Annotated in this window: 21 protein-coding genes; 10 read left to right on the top strand and 11 right to left on the bottom strand. The window is 35.0% G+C overall.

All coding sequences use genetic code 11. From position 1 onward, the window contains the following. Window positions 1-137: 137 nt before the first annotated feature. The 9 genes from ACPWTF_RS23920 to ACPWTF_RS23960 form a co-directional block, all read right to left on the bottom strand. Window positions 138-572: a DoxX family protein gene (locus ACPWTF_RS23920; protein WP_427873609.1), complete on the bottom strand. Its 435-nt coding sequence runs from the start codon at window positions 570-572 to the stop codon at window positions 138-140. Between the two features lie 11 nt (window positions 573-583). Then, window positions 584-2470 carry an amidohydrolase gene (locus ACPWTF_RS23925; protein WP_427873610.1) on the bottom strand — a complete coding sequence of 629 codons (1887 nt, stop codon included), beginning with the start codon at window positions 2468-2470 and terminating at the stop codon, window positions 584-586. Between the two features lie 7 nt (window positions 2471-2477). Next, window positions 2478-3212: a M17 family peptidase N-terminal domain-containing protein gene (locus ACPWTF_RS23930; RefSeq protein ID WP_202002170.1), complete on the bottom strand. Its 735-nt coding sequence runs from the start codon at window positions 3210-3212 to the stop codon at window positions 2478-2480. Window positions 3213-3479: 267 nt separating this feature from the next. Further along, window positions 3480-3734, bottom strand: coding sequence for a hypothetical protein (locus tag ACPWTF_RS23935; RefSeq protein ID WP_427873611.1), 255 nt, complete (start codon window positions 3732-3734; stop codon window positions 3480-3482). Further along, a complete protein-coding gene (locus ACPWTF_RS23940; RefSeq protein ID WP_427873612.1) occupies window positions 3691-4299 on the bottom strand; it encodes an alginate export family protein in 609 nt (202 codons plus the stop codon). Before ACPWTF_RS23940 ends, ACPWTF_RS23935 begins: the two co-directional genes overlap by 44 nt. After that, window positions 4292-4876 carry an alginate export family protein gene (locus ACPWTF_RS23945; RefSeq protein ID WP_427873613.1) on the bottom strand — a complete coding sequence of 195 codons (585 nt, stop codon included), beginning with the start codon at window positions 4874-4876 and terminating at the stop codon, window positions 4292-4294. The genes ACPWTF_RS23940 and ACPWTF_RS23945 overlap by 8 nt, the downstream gene beginning before the upstream one ends. Window positions 4877-4917: 41 nt before the next feature. Then, the gene (locus ACPWTF_RS23950; RefSeq protein ID WP_320493686.1) at window positions 4918-5550 is read right to left on the bottom strand and encodes a hydrolase; all 633 of its coding nucleotides are present in this window, start codon (window positions 5548-5550) and stop codon (window positions 4918-4920) included. A gap of 81 nt (window positions 5551-5631) precedes the next feature. After that, entirely contained in the window at window positions 5632-5949 is a 318-nt protein-coding gene (locus tag ACPWTF_RS23955) for a phosphoribosylpyrophosphate synthetase (protein ID WP_095929150.1), read from the bottom strand. Between the two features lie 55 nt (window positions 5950-6004). After that, window positions 6005-6820: an alpha/beta hydrolase gene (locus ACPWTF_RS23960; RefSeq protein ID WP_320493685.1), complete on the bottom strand. Its 816-nt coding sequence runs from the start codon at window positions 6818-6820 to the stop codon at window positions 6005-6007. A 535-nt stretch (window positions 6821-7355) separates the two neighbouring features. On the opposite strand from ACPWTF_RS23960, the gene ACPWTF_RS23965 reads away from it, so the two are divergent. The 7 genes from ACPWTF_RS23965 (at window position 7356) to ACPWTF_RS23995 (ending at window position 14183) form a co-directional block, all read left to right on the top strand. Further along, window positions 7356-7733: a hypothetical protein gene (locus ACPWTF_RS23965; RefSeq protein ID WP_236673033.1), complete on the top strand. Its 378-nt coding sequence runs from the start codon at window positions 7356-7358 to the stop codon at window positions 7731-7733. 293 nt (window positions 7734-8026) lie between these two features. Then, window positions 8027-8950: a hypothetical protein gene (locus tag ACPWTF_RS23970; RefSeq protein ID WP_427873614.1), complete on the top strand. Its 924-nt coding sequence runs from the start codon at window positions 8027-8029 to the stop codon at window positions 8948-8950. 4 nt (window positions 8951-8954) lie between these two features. After that, window positions 8955-10934 (top strand): TonB-dependent receptor plug domain-containing protein, encoded by a 1980-nt coding sequence (locus ACPWTF_RS23975; RefSeq protein ID WP_427873615.1) that lies wholly within the window; start codon window positions 8955-8957, stop codon window positions 10932-10934. A 188-nt stretch (window positions 10935-11122) separates the two neighbouring features. Next, window positions 11123-11491, top strand: coding sequence for a hypothetical protein (locus ACPWTF_RS23980; protein WP_427873616.1), 369 nt, complete (start codon window positions 11123-11125; stop codon window positions 11489-11491). 48 nt (window positions 11492-11539) lie between these two features. Further along, entirely contained in the window at window positions 11540-12406 is an 867-nt protein-coding gene (locus tag ACPWTF_RS23985) for an MbnP family protein (protein WP_427873617.1), read from the top strand. Window positions 12407-12741: 335 nt separating this feature from the next. Next, window positions 12742-13761: a cytochrome-c peroxidase gene (locus tag ACPWTF_RS23990; RefSeq protein ID WP_427873618.1), complete on the top strand. Its 1020-nt coding sequence runs from the start codon at window positions 12742-12744 to the stop codon at window positions 13759-13761. Between the two features lie 173 nt (window positions 13762-13934). Beyond that, complete coding sequence (locus ACPWTF_RS23995; protein WP_250835948.1) at window positions 13935-14183, top strand: hypothetical protein; 249 nt, start codon at window positions 13935-13937, stop codon at window positions 14181-14183. 58 nt (window positions 14184-14241) lie between these two features. Here ACPWTF_RS23995 and ACPWTF_RS24000 read toward each other — a convergent pair whose 3' ends face one another. Together ACPWTF_RS24000 and ACPWTF_RS24005 are read right to left on the bottom strand one after the other, a co-directional pair. Then, window positions 14242-14445: a hypothetical protein gene (locus ACPWTF_RS24000; protein ID WP_427873619.1), complete on the bottom strand. Its 204-nt coding sequence runs from the start codon at window positions 14443-14445 to the stop codon at window positions 14242-14244. Window positions 14446-14654: 209 nt separating this feature from the next. Beyond that, on the bottom strand, window positions 14655-16073 hold the full coding sequence (locus tag ACPWTF_RS24005) for an FAD-dependent oxidoreductase (protein ID WP_427873620.1): 1419 nt from the start codon (window positions 16071-16073) through the stop codon (window positions 14655-14657). Between the two features lie 209 nt (window positions 16074-16282). On the opposite strand from ACPWTF_RS24005, the gene ACPWTF_RS24010 reads away from it, so the two are divergent. The 3 genes from ACPWTF_RS24010 (at window position 16283) to ACPWTF_RS24020 (ending at window position 17904) form a co-directional block, all read left to right on the top strand. After that, a complete protein-coding gene (locus tag ACPWTF_RS24010; RefSeq protein ID WP_250835951.1) occupies window positions 16283-16486 on the top strand; it encodes a hypothetical protein in 204 nt (67 codons plus the stop codon). A 176-nt stretch (window positions 16487-16662) separates the two neighbouring features. Beyond that, on the top strand, window positions 16663-17298 hold the full coding sequence (locus ACPWTF_RS24015) for a hypothetical protein (RefSeq protein WP_250835952.1): 636 nt from the start codon (window positions 16663-16665) through the stop codon (window positions 17296-17298). Window positions 17299-17460: 162 nt separating this feature from the next. Then, on the top strand, window positions 17461-17904 hold the full coding sequence (locus ACPWTF_RS24020; protein ID WP_095929165.1) for a hypothetical protein: 444 nt from the start codon (window positions 17461-17463) through the stop codon (window positions 17902-17904). The last annotated feature ends 187 nt before the right edge of the window (window positions 17905-18091 follow it).

Here is an 18091-nt window from a genome sequence, read left to right on the forward strand (position 1 = left end):
AGTTTCTAAAACATAGTTCTTTGCGAGAACTTTGTCAAAGTTTAAAACTTTGACAAAGTTGAAAAAGCTATGAGTATTCATGCAAGTGAAACGCCTTTTACTCGCTTCAAAAAAGCTATGTTTCTATGTGTTAAAAATTAATTGTTTAATAACGATAATAAATAATCATCAAGTGAATACGTTCCTGCGCCTAGAGCAAGAAGCAATAGTAGGGATAAAGTGTACATGTACGGAACGTCACGCACTTCTAGCGAATCATTTCTGTGAACCACAAAATACCCAATGGCAGTTACACCAATTGTTGGGAGAACGGCAAGACGTGTTCCAAGTCCGAGAATAATGAAAAACGGAATTACAGTATCTGAAAATGTTGCAACTAAACCGTTTAATTTTTCGGGCAAATGCAACGGATTTGGAACTTGTTCTTTCTGACCGTTTTCGACTCTGAATTTCTTCATTCCGTGTACTCTGAAAAGCTCAATCGCCAGCAGCACTCTAAATGCTAAAAGCGCTGCGTTGTTGAATGAATTTCCTAAATCGGAATGCAATATTTGTTTTATAATTTCGATCATATTTTTAAAATTTAGAAAGCAAAACAAGAACAGCCCAAAGCGCCCCAGAATGCATTATAATTGTTTACTGGAACATTGCTCATTCTCGCAGCATCGTGATTGTGCAAATGAACATCGCAACTTCCGGTGCAGCTGTGAATCTGCGAAGTCAATTTTGGTTTTGCATCTGCTTTTGCGTTTTTTTCAATCGCACTCTGGAAACTGCTTCTCGCAGGATATCCGTTGTAAATATTGGTTGGCGACCAATCTGGCAAAATCGGAATGTGAGGCGGCGAGAACGAAGAAAAATCTCCATTGGCATACACAATTTTTCCATCGACAATAGTTAAATCGGCTTCGATTTTTTTGATGTCTTCGTTGTCAATGGTAAAATAATCACGATCTAAAACCACTAAATCGGCAAACATTCCCACTTTAATATCTCCTTTCTTAGTTTGTTCCTGCGAAAACCAAGCGCTTCCTCTGGTGTATAATTCTAAAGCAGTTTGTCTGTTCAATCTCGTTTCATTGTATAATTGCAATCCTCCAATAGTTTTTCCGACGGTCATCCAATACATTGAAACCCACGGATTGTAACTGCTCACACGTGTAGCGTCTGAACCTGCACCAACAGGAACTTCCATTTCAATCATCTTTTTGATTGGCGGCGTGTTTTCGGCAGCTTTTGCTCCGTAACGATCGGTGAAATATTCTCCTTGATACGCCATTCTGCTTTGAACTGCGATTCCTCCGCCTAAAGCTTTTACACGTTCGATGTTTCTTTCATCAATCGTTTCTGCGTGATCAAAAATCCACGGAAGTCCGTTGAAAGGAACATCTTGATTGATCTTTTCAAAAACATTCAAAAACCTTGTAATGCTTTCGTTGTAAGTCGCGTGAAGTCTAAAAGGCCAGCGATTTTCTACTAAAAGGCGAACTACTTTTTCCAATTCAGCTTCCATGTTTTCCGGAAGATCTGGTCTTGGCTGCAGGAAATCCTCAAAATCGGCAGCAGAAAAAACCAACATTTCACCAGCTCCGTTATGACGGTACATATCATTTCCTTGATATAATTTTACGGTATCAATCCAATCGGAGAAATCCTCAAATTCGTGTTTTGGTTTTTGAGTGAAAAGATTGTAGGCAATTCTTACGGTCAATTGTTTCTTTTCGTTCAATTCGTTAACCACTTTATAATCATCTGGAAAGTTCTGAAACCCGCCTCCAGCATCAATAACACTTGTGATTCCGAAACGGTTCAATTCTTTCATAAAATGACGCGTCGAATTAATCTGATGTTCGTAAGAAAGTGTTGGGCCTTTTGCCAAAGTCGAATACAAAATCATTGCATTTGGAGTCGCAATAATAAGTCCCGTCGGTTCTCCGTTGGAGTCACGTTCAATATGTCCTCCCGGAGGCGCAGGCGTATTTTTGTTGTAACCAACGGCTCTCAGCGCTGCTCGGTTCATAATGGCTCTGTCGTACAAATGCAGAATAAAAACAGGAGTATCTGGTGCAATTGCATTGATTTCTTCTAAGGTAGGCATTCTGCGTTCTGCAAACTGAAATTCTGACCAACCGCCAACGACACGAACCCATTGCGGATTTGGAGTGCGATCTACTTGTTCTTTCAGCATTCGAAGCGCATCTGCCAAAGAAGGAACGCCATCCCAACGTAGTTCAAGATTATAATTTAATCCGCCTCGAATAAGGTGAATATGCGAATCGTTAATTCCAGGAACGACTCTTTTATTCTGAAGATCAATTATTTTGGTTTCTTCAGATGCAAAATCCATTATATCGCTGTCATTTCCTACTGCAATAAATTTTCCGTCTTTAATGGCAACAGCTGTAACGTTTGGAGTTTCAGCATTGAAACTATGAATTTTCCCGTTGAATAAAATTAAATCTGCTTTCATAGTCTAATTATTTAGCGTTCAATTTGGTAATTGCTTCTTTTATTCCTTCTCCGGCAACGGTGTAAAAAGCAGGGCCAGCAAGCAAGATAACTTTGGTTAGAGGCTTATAATCTGTTAGCTTTTTTTCTTTTAAATAAGATTGAGTTCTATAAGCTTCAAAAGAACCTAAAACCACATTTTCGGCTACTAGAGCAGTTGGAGAATCGATCCCTGCATCTTTAATATCACTTGCAAAAGAATAGTTTGAAACCCCTAAACGTAAAGCTTCGCGCATGGCAGTGCTTCCCACACTAATCATTAAATCTGGAGTAAATTTATTGCGGTCTCCCAATCCGATTAATAGTAATTGTTTGGATGCTAAAGTTCCTTTTGGAGGTGTAATCAATAAAGTTTCAAGAGAATGGCCTGTAAATCTGCCACTTTTGCGTAATTCGGTAATAATGCCTTTTAACGCGTCGTCTAAATGCACCATTCCGTTTAAGTTGGCAGGAAGGGCAGGAGGGTTAAAAATATCACCTTCTGTATATTCAAAAACGCAGGCAACTTGCAAGTCAGCTTCTGCTGCAGATGGCCCTTGAACCAATCCGTTTACTGCAATTCCGTCTACTTTCCCCCAAGTTACCGTAGAACCAATTGAAGCTGTTTGTGCAAAAGCATTGTTGCTAAGAGAGCCTGCAAATGCTATAATTAGCAGCATTAGATGGGAAAATCTAAAACTGTATTTTGAAGTGTTTGTTTTCATTGTTAAGGGTTTAGTGTTGTTAAAATTTTTTAAACACATAGAGACATAGATTTTTTTTACTTTGAAAAAGAGTAGAGAAAGAAACTAGTTTCTAGTACATAGCTCCTTTAACGATTTGTGAGAACTTTGTCAAAGTTTTAAACTTTGACAAAGTTTGTAATGCAAATAGTGCTAGTACACCTTCTATGTGTAGTATTGCAAGTGAAAGGCCTTTTCACGCCTCAAAAACTATGTTTCTATGTGTTAAAAATTAATTTATGTATTTGATTAAAATTTGAATCCAAGTCGGGCATTAAAGAAAACCCCGTCTTTTGAGTTCGGAATCATGTCATCGATAAAAGCGCCGGTTTTGAAATACTGGATACCGCTGACAACCGAAATATAATTGTTTACGCTATAGGTAAAATTGGCGAGATAGGCAGTTCCGATATATCTTTCGTCAGAATCGTTTCCGCGAAGATTTAAAATTCCGCTTGGCCTATAAACTCCGTCTTGTGTTGAAAATCTCCAGTTTAAAACCACATCGACCTGCATCTTTAGCTGTGGCAATAAATCCATCGTTGCATACGGATGAATATCGATAAGGTTTACTGGTCCGAACTTGCGGACTAAAACCAAAATATCCTCCTTTTGGATACAGCGGATTAAATGTCTGAAGATTTCCGTTGCCTTGATTTTTATCTCCTGAGATATAATCGTTTCTAAGATTTATGGTGGGTTTAAATTTTACGTTTTCAAACATATACCCAATATCTACAGATCCAGTCCAGGCGTTGATATTTCCAGAACCAAAAGTTCCGAACTGGTATGCTGCTTCGAGGTTGTAAATAAAACCGCCACCGTATTTCCATAATCTCGAACCGATTGTATGCCTTCTTTCGGGAGCAATTCCTTCTTCAAAAACAGATTCATCTCTTCTGAATCCGAGATAATACAGATCAAGATTTCCTGCTTTTGGAAAAATTATTTTAGAATAGGCTCCCCAAAGGTTAAGCTGTTTAGACATTTTATTATCAAAAACACCTTTGTGAACCGTGTCGGCCATCATGGCAAAGGCATCAACTGATACTCTTGACGAACTATACATTAGTTTTCCTCCTGTAAAATAAAGCCTCGTATTCTGAACCTTCTCTAACAGAAATCAACCTTCCAGAACCATAGTCCAACTCTTGTCTTCCAGCGCGGACGGTTATTTTTTTGTCTTTTTGCTGCCATACATTCACATCTACAAAAAGATTCTGTACATTCAGCTGATCTTCGTCTATACCGCGAGCGCCATTTACACGGCCATCTTCTAGGGCGCTTCTCAATTGGGCAAATATTCTAACGCGTTTTCCTAAATGCACATCGGCATGAAGATCGTAACGCTGCAGTAAGAAATTGTTGTGTCCAATATTGAATCGTCCCCAGTCTTCATTGTTGAAATCAACATATTCATATCTGGCTTCGCCACCAATTGACATGTAAACGTCTTTATCTTGATTTAAGGGAATGAACTTTAATCGTTCGTAAAAGTTTCTATTTGAATCTTTTAAGAATTCATAATTTTCATCGTAACGGAGCAGCTTAAAACTTTGAGCCGATGCCGTGTTTCCTATTAAAAGAAAAGAAACAATACAAAGGAAAAGGATTTTTGATAATATGGATTTTGATGATTCCAACATAATGAAGCGTAAGAGATTTATAATAAAATGAATTAGTCCGATTAGTGTTTCAACATGTTATGAGCGTAGTGAATACCAATTCCGTAAGAACCGCCATATTTTTTCATTAAAGAAGTAACAGGACCATAAGTTGCTTCGCGTGCCCAGTCTCTTTGAAGTTCTAATAAATATTGGATAGAAGTTACCGGAATTGCTCCAGCTTGTATCATTCTTTGTACAGCACGCTCGTGAGCTTCGGCAGTAACATCACCACAAGCGTCTGTAATAATGTACACTTCGTAACCTTCTTCAATTGCAGACAATGCAGGACCTACAATGCAAACGCCTGTCCAAAGTCCAGCAAGCACAATTTTCTTTTTGTTTTTTGCTACGATAGCTTTATAAGCATTTTCGTCTTCCCAAGTATTCATGGTAGTTCTGTCAATGTACCCAGAAGTAGCAATTGGATAAAACTCTTCTAATTCTGGAAAAACAGGTCCAGAAAAGCTTTCTTCTGCAACTGTAGTTACAACTGTTGCTACGTTAAAAATTTTCGATGCTCCAGCAACAATTGCCACATTCGTGCGTAATTCGCTTACTGGAATATTGTGCGTTGCGAAGGCCATTTGTCCTTCAAAATCGATTAATACTAATGCGTGATTATCTGGTGATAATAAGTTAACTGATGGTTTCATACTATTTATTTTTAAGATTTTTAATTGGTTAGGCTAATGAAATAGAGTAATCATTAGCGATATTTCGTGTTTTTTTTAAGATTAGTGTGTAGACAATTTCTTAATCATTTCGGAAGAAATTGAATCGGCATAAATTCCAAAAGCGCTAGTTAAAACACCTTTGATATTGTAGATTTCAGATTTAATCCCGTAGACAATATCTTCATCTCCTGGATCGGTATCTCCTTCAAAACGGAATAAATATTCGATTTTGAATTCTTCTGGCGACATACTCTGCGTATTGTTATTGTAGCGAATACAGTTAGAATCCAGATTAAAGTTTTCTGTAAAACCTTGTGTACTCAACCATTGCAAAGCTTCTGTAACCGTATCAAAAGAAGGTTGTTGAAAAAAACTCATAATGTGAGAAGATTAAACTACCTGTAAATAAACCTTTACAGGTAGTTGTTATGGATTATTTGATGAAATCTAAAATATCGTTGTTGATCGTTTCTGCCTCTGTTGTAGGCATACCATGAGGAAATCCAGGATAAGAAATTAATTTTCCGTTTTTCAACAATTTTGCAGCTCTTGGTGCTTGACCATAAGGAACAATTTGGTCGTCTTCTCCGTGCAATACTAAAACTGGAATATCTAAACTTTTTAAATCCTCTGTAAAATCAGATTCAGAGAATGCTTTAATTCCTTCGTAGTGAGACAATACAGAACCCATCATTCCTTGACGCCACCAGTTTGCTTTGATGCCTTCTTGAACAGTTTGCCCTTCGCGGTTCCATCCGTAGAAAGGAATAGGGAAGTCGTAGAAATATTGTGCTCTGTTGAATCCTGTTCCTTTTCTGATTTCGTCAAAAACTGACAATGGAACTCCTTCTGGATTAGATTCGTTTTGAATCATTATTGGTGTAACTGCGCTTATGATTACCGCTTTTGCAACACGACCTTTTCCGTATTTTGCAGCGTAACGAATTACTTCACCACCACCTGTTGAGTGCCCAACATGAATAGCATCTTTTAAGTCTAAAGCTTCAGCCAATTCAGCAATATCAGATGCATAAGTTTCCATGTTATTTCCTTCAGAGGCTTGACTAGAACGACCATGTCCGCGTCTGTCGTGTGCAATAACTCTGTAGCCTTTTTGAAGGAAAAACATCATTTGTGCATCCCAGTCGTCACTTGATAAAGGCCATCCGTGGTGAAAAACAATTGGTTGTCCTGTTCCCCAGTCTTTGTAATAAATTTGTGTTCCGTCTTTTACTGTAAATGTGCTCATGATTTTTTGATTTTAGGATTAATTTTATTTTGAAATATTTGAATACTTAATAATTATGTTTAGTTTTTTAACATATAGTTTGATATATGTTCGATGTTGTTATGTTTCTGATGCAAACTTATTACGGAAAAGCATGTACATCGATTAACCTAGATTAAGAAGTGAAAAATGATGTTAAAAATTTTAGTTTATCGAAATCTTTCCTAGACAAGTTTGCTTTTTCTTTTCTACAAAAAGCTGGATCTTGACCTGAAAATGACTGTAGTTTTGGTTTCATAATGTTTAGCATTTTTAAGTGATTTAGCAGAATGCCATAACTATTGCCAATTAACGTGCCTTATTCGTAGTGCCTTTATTTTAAGGGGATTGTTTAAAAATGGACGTTTTTTTTATTTACGATATTTCGTTATTTTATGAATATTCCGTTTTTTGTAAATAAAAATGGATTTGTCTTTTATTAAATAAAAAATCTGAATTAGTTAAAATAAATACAAAATAGTATGTACTTTTGCGACCAAACTATTTGAACAAGCACTTGAAAAGGTTAATCATCATAGCACTTTCTATTTTACTTATGTCGCCATCTTTTGGCAGCTTGTTTATTTATGCTTCTTTTAAAATCAATCAGAAAGAAATTGCTAAAACGATTTGCGTTCAGCGTAAACAAGCTTTTAACAGTTGTAACGGTCGATGCGAACTTCAAAAAAGCATTAAAAAATATTCTGATAATGAACGAAAAATGCAAGACAGTCTAAAAGACAAATTAGAGCTTGTGTATGTTCAAAATACTGCTGAAATCACTTTTGGCGCAATTCCAGTGATGGAATCAAAAAATAACACTTCAATTTTGTTTGAGAAGAAACCAATCGGTGCTTCTAATCTTACTTTTCATCCTCCTCTCTACACAGTTTAGAGATCAACATTTAGTTTTAAATTCCAATATTTTTAAATTCCAAATTCCAATTCTGAAATTGAATGGTTTGATTCACTTGCTGGGATTAAAAATTCTAAGTTTAGGCTAGGATGATATAATTTATTATTCTAAAAACTGATTTTGATCTTCTTTGTAATTGAAAAGGAAAACTCTTCCATTTTCATTTACGTCGCCATTTTTTTGGCTCACTCACAGCATTTTGGCTCTTTTTTTGGTATTCAAAAATTTATGGCAGGGTGCTATTTTTTAAACGTTTTTTATAACATCATCAAATGAAATCTTTTAATTTTTGGATAATCGCACTATTGTTTGCGGTTACTTCCTGTACAATTGATAAAACAGATTACGAAGCTGAAATAGGTTCTGAAGTTCCTGAAAATCTAGAATTTAAAGAAGCAACATCTCTTACAAGCGGTAACTATAAGATTAGTATAGAAGCTTTAAACGGAGCTTTTTATAAAGGATATAATGAGCTTCATTTTAAAATTATTAATACTCAAAACAACCAAGAATTAACGACAGCTGCGGTAACTTTTTTACCCATAATAAGTAATGCCGACGGAAGCAAAAGTTCTTGTCCGCACGAGTATAATGTGTTATATGATTCTACCAATAAATACTACAACGGTTATGCTGTTTTTACGGGAGAAAGCACTACAACAGCAAGCTGGAAATTGTACATCAGTTTTACCGCTGATAACCAAAAATATGAGATCAATAAAGATGTTACGGTTGAAAAACAAAGCAATAAAAACCTCAATATGACTGCTTTTGCAGGAAATGACGGCGAGCAATATGTAATTGCCTTGATTTCTCCTCAAAAGCCTACAGTTTCAGAAAACGCTTTGGTTGCTGGTGTTTACAAATACAACAAACCAACAACTCCAGCAGGAACTTTTCCAGATCCGTCACAGTTTTCTTATTCTAAAGTGGTGGGATACACTTTAAAATTAGATCCTAGAATGCCAGAACCTTCTATGGGAAATCATTCTTCGCCAAATAATAAGGATTTGACACAAGAAAACGATGGTTTGTATCACGGTGTTGTTAATTATACGATGACAGGTAACTGGACTTTAAACTTAATTATGATGAACCAAAACGGTTTAATCGTAAAAGGAACTATAGTTCCAACCGATCATACGCCAGGAGTAGAAGGCGTGAAAAGTGAACTTTATATTGATACTTTATTTTAAAAACATGAAATATATTATAATGCTGCTTTTCTTGGGTTTTTCAGTTACAGCTCAAAATCAGCATGCACATCACGATAGCATAAAAAACTTAGAAGAAGTAACGGTAAAAAACGCGACGAAAAAGAAAATAGAAACCGAGATGAAAATGGCTGTTTCTGTTGATGAATTTTTGTCTTCATCTGATAATATTAGTTTTATAAAACGCGGAGCTTACGCTTGGGAACCTTTATTAAACAACATGAGTACAGAACGTTCTACGGTTACCATTGACGGAATGCATGTTTTTGGCGCTTGTACCGATAAAATGGATCCGATTACGTCTTATGTTGAAAGTAATAATCTGGCGGCAGTAGATATTAAATCGGGTCAGGAGGGAAGCTTGCATGGAGCAACTGTTGCAGGAAGTATCGATTTAAAAAGAAAAAGCACGCCCTTTGGACTTCAAAAGAAATGGAATGGAGCGTATCAAACAGGATTTGAATTTAATAATAAGCAGTTTTTCAATTTAGGAAATATTGCTTACTCAGGAACAAAATTTGTGGCCGACGGAAGCATTTCGTACCGTACTGCCGATAATTATTCTGACGGAAATAACAACGAAGTAAAGCATTCTCAATACAATAAATTCAATACTTCGTTAGGTTTGGCTTATAAAACCAGCGATTTATCATCGGTTAGATTAGACGCGATTTTTGATGTGGCAAAAGATGTGGGTTATCCTGCTTTGCCAATGGATTTGTGGCTTTCGCGAGCGCTAATTACTTCAGCTTCTTATAAACAATTGTTCGAAGAAGGTTTGGTTAGAGTAGTGGACACGAAAGTATATTTTAATGCCATTGAGCATTATATGGACGATACAACACGACCAGAAAACTTGGTTCACATGGATATGCCGGGTTGGAGCACAACATACGGATTGGTTTCGAAAGCGAATTTGAAAAAGAATGATTACTCTTCTGAAATTCAGCTCAATGCTTACGATAATTTGTCTATTGCAGAAATGCGTATGTATCCGCAAGATCGAAGCGAAAGAACGATGTTTGCTTACAGCTGGCCTTGGGTTACGACTCGTTATGCAGGACTTTCTATGAATAATTCTTGGGACATTTCTGAAAAAAGTCAAGTGCATTTGGGAGGTTCTTTGGGAGTCAATTACAATTATTCTAAATATGTAGAATTCAATTGGATTTTTCATCCAGGAGCGCCTCAAGAAAAAACGAGATTTCTGCCGAGTCTAAATGCGGCATATAACTTAAATATTGATCAGTTTAATTTTTCTGTCGGAACGGGTTATGGCCATAGAGCACCTTCTGTTTCTGAGGGTTACGGTTATTATATCTATAATAGTTTTGACCGTTATGATTACATCGGAGATCCGAATCTAAAAAATGAAATTTCGTATGAAGGAAATGCAAGCGCAGGTTTTAAAACCGAAAGATTGAGCATTCAAGGAAAAGTCAACTATTTCTATATTCAGAACTATATTATTGGTAAAATCCTGAGCATGGGAAGTCCGATGAATTATCAATCGGTTGGAGTAAAAGGGTATACGTCATTAGATTATGCAACGCTCTTAAATATGTCTGCCAATGTGAGTTACGATATTTTAGAGCATCTACATTGGAAAGGAACACTTACCTATGCACGCGGAATGGATAATAAAGGAGGAAATCTGCCTTTTATACGTCCGTTAAGCTATTTGACTTCGATTCATTATATGTATAAAAATTTCGGAATTCAGACTTCTGTAAATGGTGATTTTGAACAGATTAATTACAGTCCAGAATATGGAGAAGATCAGACAGCATCTTATGCTATTTGGAATATTTCTGCCGATTATTCTTTTAAAATTAATAAGGTGCAAAGTAGGATACAAATTGGTGGAGAGAACGTATTAAATGCGTATTACAGTACTTATGCTGACTGGGGAAATATCCCGAGAATGGGACGTAATATTTTCACTTCTTTAAAATTGAATTTCTAATCTGTTTAGTAAAATTAAATTGAAACACATAGAAACATAGTTTTTTTAATGTTGAAAAGAAAAAAGAAAATAGAGAATAGAAAATAGAGAATAGAAAAAAGAAAGAAACTAGTTTCTAACACATAGTTCTACAACAACGTTTGTCAGGATGACAAAAAAGTGCATAAAAAGGATAATTATAATTAAAAATGAAAAAAGTTTTTAGTATCACAATGACGATTCTGTTCCTGCTGGTTTCTTTCCAGCAGGCACTTATCGTGGTGCACTTTAAACTGAATCAAGTTGCTATAGAAAAAGAATTTTGTGTTAACAAAGCCAAGCCAGAATTGCAATGTCATGGTAAATGCCATTTGAAGAAAGAACTTCAAGAATCGGAAAAAAATACCGATTTGGAATTGAGAAGCATTAGCAAAAAGATCGATATTACTTTAAACACAACATTTGAGTTTCAGGTTCCACTATTAAAAACTATAACACCCAAGAAAGTGTCGATTTACAAAGAATCGGATCGACTAGAACCTTGCCTTGAAATTTTTGTACCGCCGCCTATTTTATAATCTTCCTTTCGATTCATAAAATACAGTACAAAAATTAAAATCATAAAAATGCAAAATTTAAAAAAATACCTTTTATTATCAGTGGCCGCTTTGGCATTTGTTTCATGTTCAAACGATGACGATGCTCCAGCAGCAAACAATGTAACGTTGGAATTCAACAATACGTTTAAAGATAAAACCATTGTTTTGGGAGATGCAACTTCAGCATCTGCGTCTACAAATACTTCAGCGGTAGGACAAGTGCATCATTTTTCTGAAGTAAAATATGTGATTAGCAATATTCGTCTAATAAAAGATGACGGAAGTGAAGTGCCTTACAATGTAAATGATTTAGACAAAGGTGCAACAGTAATCGATCAGGCAAAAGCAGCTTCATTAAGCTATGTTTTGAGCAATGTGCCTTCTGCGTCATACAAGCAGATAAAATTTGGTTTAGGTATTAAAACAGAACAAAATACGCTAGACCAAACAAGATTTCCTAAGTTTTACGCAGCAGCTGGTGCCAACGACACGGCAATGATGTGGGAGTGGGGAACAGGATATCGTTTTACAAAAGTTGAAGGCTTTTATGATACAGACAATAAAGCCCTATCTATTCATACAGGAAGTACTGTTGCGGGTACTGAAGGGGCTTACACACAAGGTGTAAATGCATACAGAGATATTACGCTAAACCTTACTACAAATGCAACTGTAGGTAAAAATGCTCCGAAAATCAAAATTAAAGCTGATTTCGACAAATTGTTGAGCGGAAAAATCAATACAATTACGTTGTCTACAGGAACAGGAATGGGCGATAATGCAACTCCGAATGTTCATACTGCAGCGCAAATGGTAAAATTTGTAGATAATTTAGGAGGAAACGGAACAAACGACATTACAGGTATGTTTTCTATTACTAGTGTAGAAAACTAAATTAACACTTAGGTTTTGAAGATTAATTGCCTCCATCTTTAGATGGAGGTAAATAAAATTTGCGCAAATAAGGCTTTAGCCTAGCTAATTTACATTTCTAAAATCCCATAGTTAAAACTAGGGGCTATTGGAAAACTTTAATCAAGCAAAAATCAAATTTAATCTGCTAAAATCTTTTAAAATCTGCGTGAAATATTTTTCCGAATAGATTTTTTCACGCAGATTAAAAAGGATTAAAGCAGATTTATACAGATTAAATTTAATCTAAATGTTGTAAAAATATTTCAGAGCCGTCTGAAATTTTAAAAGACGGCTCTATTTTAAAATTCATTAAAATGAAAAAAATAGTTGGCTTTATCCTAATGGTACTCTTTTTCACTTCTTGTAGCAGTAGTGATTCTGATGAGACTTATTTTGATAATCCTGAGCTTTCATTGCCTATTCCGACTGATTTTCCAGAGGTAAACAGTTATGTGAGTTTGAACAAACCCACAAAATATGGTGCCGAATTGGGCGAAAAGCTTTTCTCAGACAAAAGATTTAGTAAAGACAATACCATTTCGTGCTCAAGCTGTCATATCCAAGCGAATGCTTTTGCAGATCATAATGCGCGAGCTATTGGAATTGAAGGAAGAGTTGGACTTAGAAATGCACCACCGCTTCAGAATTTGATATTTTTAAAATTCTTTAATTGGGATGGAAGCAGATTGCAATTAGAAACACAGCCTTTGGTTCCTATTATAACTCACGAAGAAATGGATTCTTCAATTCTAGAAGTTATCGGAAAAATTAAAGATGATGCTTCGTATAAAGAGATGTTTAAAAAAGCATTTGGAGATCAGGAAATTACACCAGATAGAATTTATAAAAGTATTGCTCAGTTCGAATACACCTTAATTTCTGCTAACAGCAAATACGATAAAGTAAAACGAAAAGAAGGGCAAACGTTTACAGAAAGCGAAGCGGCAGGCTATGCCACATTTCAGCAGAAATGCGCTAGCTGTCATAGTACCGAATTGTTTACAGATCAGAGTTTTAGAAATATCGGTTTTCCTTTAAACATAGATTCTAATGAGGCAGGACGAGGCAGAGTTACCGGAATTCCGGCTGATTTTATGAGTTTTAGAGTTCCGAGTTTAAGAAATGTTGAATATACAGCCCCTTACGGAAGTTTTGGTCAGTTTGCTACCATAAGAGCTGTTTTGGATTATTTTGATACTGGAGTCTTGAGTGCAGAGAATTTAGATCCTATTTTTAAAAATAATGGCAATAGAATTCCGCTTACAGAACAAGAAAAAGAGAATCTTCTTGCATTTATGAAAACCCTGAGCGACAAAGATTTTACAGGAAATTAGTTTGAAAAGTATTGATTTTACTGATGTTTTGCATTTCTTTTTAAAAAAGAGGAAAATGTTTATAATATGTTGATAAATAATACGTTGCGAACTGTGTTAAAATCTGATTTCGATAGATTAAATGTTTTAAATTTATAACTGAATGATAGTTAATTATTTAAAAATTTTTGAATATGGAAAGAGCTATAAAATTACAGGTTCGTAAAGAACTTGATGGAAAACAAGAAGTAAACATTATTAAACTAAAAGGGAGTTTAATAACCAAAGGCTACACAGAAATTATCCATATTAGTGACAAGGACGATGAATTCTACATTAACTCTTTTGCAACCAAAACAGAAGCAAGTAAAGAGGTAAGAGAATTTATTTTGGATTTTATAAACAAAGAAAATTTAAGCAATACAATCAGCGTTCTAGCCTAATAGATAGAATCGCAAGATTGTATTGCTTAAATTATATACTTAATAAGTAGCTTTTAGTTTAAATTGCATTTGTAAAACTAGTATTTTGATCCAGGTAAAGATGCTGATCTTTTAAAATTTCATCTGGTTTCTCGTCCCAATCTCCCCAATCTCCTACATAAGTTTTACGAAATATTAATTCATTATTATCACCATCACAAACCAAAGTTCGGCCTGTACAGGTTTTATTGTTTGGACTGAAATTTATTTGTGTATTTTTCATGGCGCAACTATTTAATTGTTTGTAAATGAGATCATAAAAGTAAATAGATCGCGTCAGAATCAGTTATAAAAAAATATTAAATTATTGTTTAATTCCCATGTATATGACTGAATAATAACTCTATACAAAAAATGCTAAACAATAGGTTTAGCATTTTTTATTGATCTCCAATTTATATTCTTTACTCTTTATCCTATATTCTTTACTCTTTACTCTTTACTCCTTTTAGAACACCTTCCTCGCGGTTCATCACCTTCTAGAAGTATAATTTCGGAATGTAAAAACTGAGCGGCATCAGCAGAACCTAGTACTTTCGTGGCACTGCGTTCAAGCATTTCAGATTCGAATTCGTTTAATACACATTCTCTCAATCCTCTTTCTTTCCATTTGGACTTAGCGTTACAGCCTTTCGAAATTTTTCTAGCCAATTTTAAAGCATCCAATAAAGCCTGATTGGCACCTTGACCTTTAAACGGACTCATCGGATGCGCGGCATCGCCAATTAAAGTAATATTTTGATTCTTTTCTAATAATTCAGAACTCAACAACTCGCGATCATAAACCGGATATCCAGAAATTAGATTTTCCTGTGTTGCCTGTAAAATCTGAGGAATAGGAGTATGCCACTGCGTTCTTCGGCAGGCTTCCTCTTTCAAGGCTTTCGGTCCTTTTGCGCTTAGTTCTTTGGCCTCTTCTTCAGACATCGGAAAACTCAATTGCCACATGACAGAATCTGCAGTATAAGGCATTACATAAATACGTTCATTTCCGTTGGCAGTCTGAAATATTGTTGCACCATCAAGTAAATCACTCGAAAGTCCTTCGAGCGAACTTAAAGGACAAATTCCTAAGATTACAATGCAATCCAAATAACGTAGCGGTGTTGCCTCTTCACCAATTATTAGATTCCTCACGGTACTGCGAATACCATCGGCACCGACAACAAGATCGGCTTTTGCAGTTTTTATTTCGCCGTTTACCTGAAAACTTAACTCTACACCATTTTCAGATGCTGCAAAATCTATTAGTTGATGTCCCCATTGGATAGTATTATTTCCTCCAAGTTGCTCTAATAAAGCTAAACGAAGCGATTGTCTTGCGATATGTATGTTTGTGCGTTTTGTAGGCGTTTTAATTGCGGTTTCCAGCCATTTTCTGGTTCCCCATTCGCCTAATATTTTTCCTTCGGTATTGTGTACGATATGTTTTGTAGAAATTACACCTCCTAAAGAAGTAATTCCTAACCCTTTCATAGCTTTACTGGCTTGCTGTAACGTAAGTCCGTAACCTTGAGATCGGGCATCAAAGTTGCTGTCTCTTTCATAAATCGTAAACGGAATACCGCGATGCAAACACGCTACCGCTAGAGCAACTCCGCCAATACCTGCACCAATAATGGCAACGTGCGGTTTTGTGAGATCGGGTTCAAGATAATTTTTAGATTGCATCAATCCGGACCCAGAACAATTTGTGCACAAATGCAAATGTGCCTTAGGGCGTATTGGAGCAGTATTACTCTGCTTGTTCTCATATAAAGCCAATTCCGTTTTATAAAGGCGTTGCACTTTTTTACTGAGTCCGCGATTTATTTTACCCTGTCCCTGGCATTCATGACATATAGTCCACATATTCTATTGTATAACCTCTTTAAGTATTATGGATGCAAAGTTAAGCTTAAACTATTTGATTTTCAATGTTGAAGTTTTGTAATTGTCAAATTATTGAATAGGTGTGATATAAATAGGAGCAGTTTTATTTTATAATTTTTAAAAATGATTATATAAACCAAGCCATTGTATTTGAGCTAATTTTAATAATCATTTAAAAACTAGGAATTATGGAGAAGAATAATCAAACTCAGAAAAACCCGAATCCTAAACAACAGGGTGGAGGAGATCATCGAAACGATACGAGAAAACATCAATATAAAGAACATGACGAAGTTTTGACAAATGATGAAAACTATGATGTTGATACGAAAAAGTTTAAAGGCAAAGAACCTGAACTCGATGATAAATTGAACAACGAAGAAAAAAAATAATCCAGAAACGTCTCAAAGTTTATTTGAGACGTTTTTTCATTTTTTTTTCACTCGGAAAGCACTTTTTTTTTAATTGATAAAAGTAAAGAAGTAAAAGTATGGTTGGATTTTTATAGATTTGTAAAAATCTAATACAGTTTTTCAAACCATAATTGAGAAATAATATATAATAAGGCATGAAATCGGTTACTTCATTTTTTTTACTTTTAATTTTTGTCTGTTCAAGTTCATATTCGCAATTGAGTGCAGACAAAATATTTGAAAGCTTTAAGCAAGGTGAACGTACAAATTGTTCATCGATAGCATTTATTAAAGCTTCTTTAAATGTGTACGGATTAGATAATCTATTTGAAAGCGAAAAACTACACAATAATTCTTATAGGATTACGCTAAAAAACAATGCAACCTTTAATTTGGACAGCAGCGAAGTTACTAAAGCGAGAAAATCTGCAGGTTTTGTTTATATTAAAGATAATTGCGACAGCGAAAAAATACGTGATTATGCTATTTTAACGTATGCTGTTATGGCAAAATACATGCAGATTATCGATAAAGAACCCACTTTTGAGAAAGCCTTAGAAGAATTAGAAGAAGGCACTGTATACACTCCAACAATCTACAAATATTTAGGATTTAAATTAGGCAAACAAATTCAGAAGTTAAAAAGAGAATCTGGAAGCGAATATTGCGGAGTTGTAGCTTGGTCTAAAGCTCATGCTGTTTTTGTTTGCGAAGACTTTATGGATTACTACGGAAACAAGAAAAGCATTTGGATCAAATATCCAGGACGTTTTAGAATCATTAAGTCTTAAAAAAGAACGATTGGAATATCGTAATTTGTAAGCGTTTTATTTCTATTTTGCTAATAACATTAAAAGATTATTATAATTTTAGTAAAAAGGACTTCCAAAAATTGCATTTTAAGTTAATTTATATATTTTTGTTTTTATTCAAGAACCAAATCTATTAAGAAAATGAAGAGTAAAATTATTTTATTATGTGCACTTTTCTTCTTGACGACTGCCGCTGTTTCTGCACAGGCAAAAAACGCACCAAGAAGTATCATTAGTACAACAGCCTTAATTCGCAAATACCACGATCAAAAAGAATTAAGCGGTATGCAAAAAGGAGAGCTTTTAGAATTGTACATTGAACGTATTAAAGTTCTAGTAAAAACACTTCCTTACATTGCTTTGGTTACTAAGCCAGGTGTTACAATGGCAGATCTAGGTATTCCTGATACAGCTGACAATAAAAAAATATTAGATGGTCAGGCGTTAGGTACAACTAGTTTCTTAGATACTACAGTAGAGTTTCAGAGAAAAATGATGCCTTATTCCGATAAAGGAAATCTCATTGCAGCGATTTTATTTTATGAAACTACATTGAAATCTCTACACGAATTCAACGAGCTATAATAAGTAAGAAATACAAAAAAAATAGAAACTCCAAGGTCTTATGATCGTGGAGTTTTTTTTTGGTTTAAACTTCCTGAATTGGAATTTAAAATAGCCAAAAAAGGTTTTCTAATTTTAAGATTTTAGTACAATTCTTATAAAACCATAAAAACGCTTGTTTTTTATAACTTATTTGTTTTTAGATATT

The organism is Flavobacterium sp. MMS24-S5 (assembly GCF_050320125.1).
Taxonomy (GTDB): domain Bacteria; phylum Bacteroidota; class Bacteroidia; order Flavobacteriales; family Flavobacteriaceae; genus Flavobacterium; species Flavobacterium tyrosinilyticum.

Coding starts and splice junctions, on each gene's coding strand:
- ACPWTF_RS24010 (WP_250835951.1), top strand. CDS start 16,283: ATGGAGAAGAATAATCAAACTCAGAAAAACCCGAATCCTAAACAACAG.
- ACPWTF_RS23975 (WP_427873615.1), top strand. CDS start 8,955: ATGAAATATATTATAATGCTGCTTTTCTTGGGTTTTTCAGTTACAGCT.
- ACPWTF_RS23990 (WP_427873618.1), top strand. CDS start 12,742: ATGAAAAAAATAGTTGGCTTTATCCTAATGGTACTCTTTTTCACTTCT.
- ACPWTF_RS23930 (WP_202002170.1), bottom strand. CDS start 3,212: ATGAAAACAAACACTTCAAAATACAGTTTTAGATTTTCCCATCTAATG.
- ACPWTF_RS23960 (WP_320493685.1), bottom strand. CDS start 6,820: ATGAGCACATTTACAGTAAAAGACGGAACACAAATTTATTACAAAGAC.
- ACPWTF_RS24000 (WP_427873619.1), bottom strand. CDS start 14,445: ATGAAAAATACACAAATAAATTTCAGTCCAAACAATAAAACCTGTACA.
- ACPWTF_RS24020 (WP_095929165.1), top strand. CDS start 17,461: ATGAAGAGTAAAATTATTTTATTATGTGCACTTTTCTTCTTGACGACT.
- ACPWTF_RS23970 (WP_427873614.1), top strand. CDS start 8,027: ATGAAATCTTTTAATTTTTGGATAATCGCACTATTGTTTGCGGTTACT.
- ACPWTF_RS24015 (WP_250835952.1), top strand. CDS start 16,663: ATGAAATCGGTTACTTCATTTTTTTTACTTTTAATTTTTGTCTGTTCA.
- ACPWTF_RS23945 (WP_427873613.1), bottom strand. CDS start 4,876: ATGTTGGAATCATCAAAATCCATATTATCAAAAATCCTTTTCCTTTGT.
- ACPWTF_RS23980 (WP_427873616.1), top strand. CDS start 11,123: ATGAAAAAAGTTTTTAGTATCACAATGACGATTCTGTTCCTGCTGGTT.
- ACPWTF_RS23925 (WP_427873610.1), bottom strand. CDS start 2,470: ATGAAAGCAGATTTAATTTTATTCAACGGGAAAATTCATAGTTTCAAT.
- ACPWTF_RS23985 (WP_427873617.1), top strand. CDS start 11,540: ATGCAAAATTTAAAAAAATACCTTTTATTATCAGTGGCCGCTTTGGCA.
- ACPWTF_RS23950 (WP_320493686.1), bottom strand. CDS start 5,550: ATGAAACCATCAGTTAACTTATTATCACCAGATAATCACGCATTAGTA.
- ACPWTF_RS24005 (WP_427873620.1), bottom strand. CDS start 16,073: ATGTGGACTATATGTCATGAATGCCAGGGACAGGGTAAAATAAATCGC.
- ACPWTF_RS23920 (WP_427873609.1), bottom strand. CDS start 572: ATGATCGAAATTATAAAACAAATATTGCATTCCGATTTAGGAAATTCA.
- ACPWTF_RS23955 (WP_095929150.1), bottom strand. CDS start 5,949: ATGAGTTTTTTTCAACAACCTTCTTTTGATACGGTTACAGAAGCTTTG.
- ACPWTF_RS23995 (WP_250835948.1), top strand. CDS start 13,935: ATGGAAAGAGCTATAAAATTACAGGTTCGTAAAGAACTTGATGGAAAA.
- ACPWTF_RS23940 (WP_427873612.1), bottom strand. CDS start 4,299: ATGTATAGTTCGTCAAGAGTATCAGTTGATGCCTTTGCCATGATGGCC.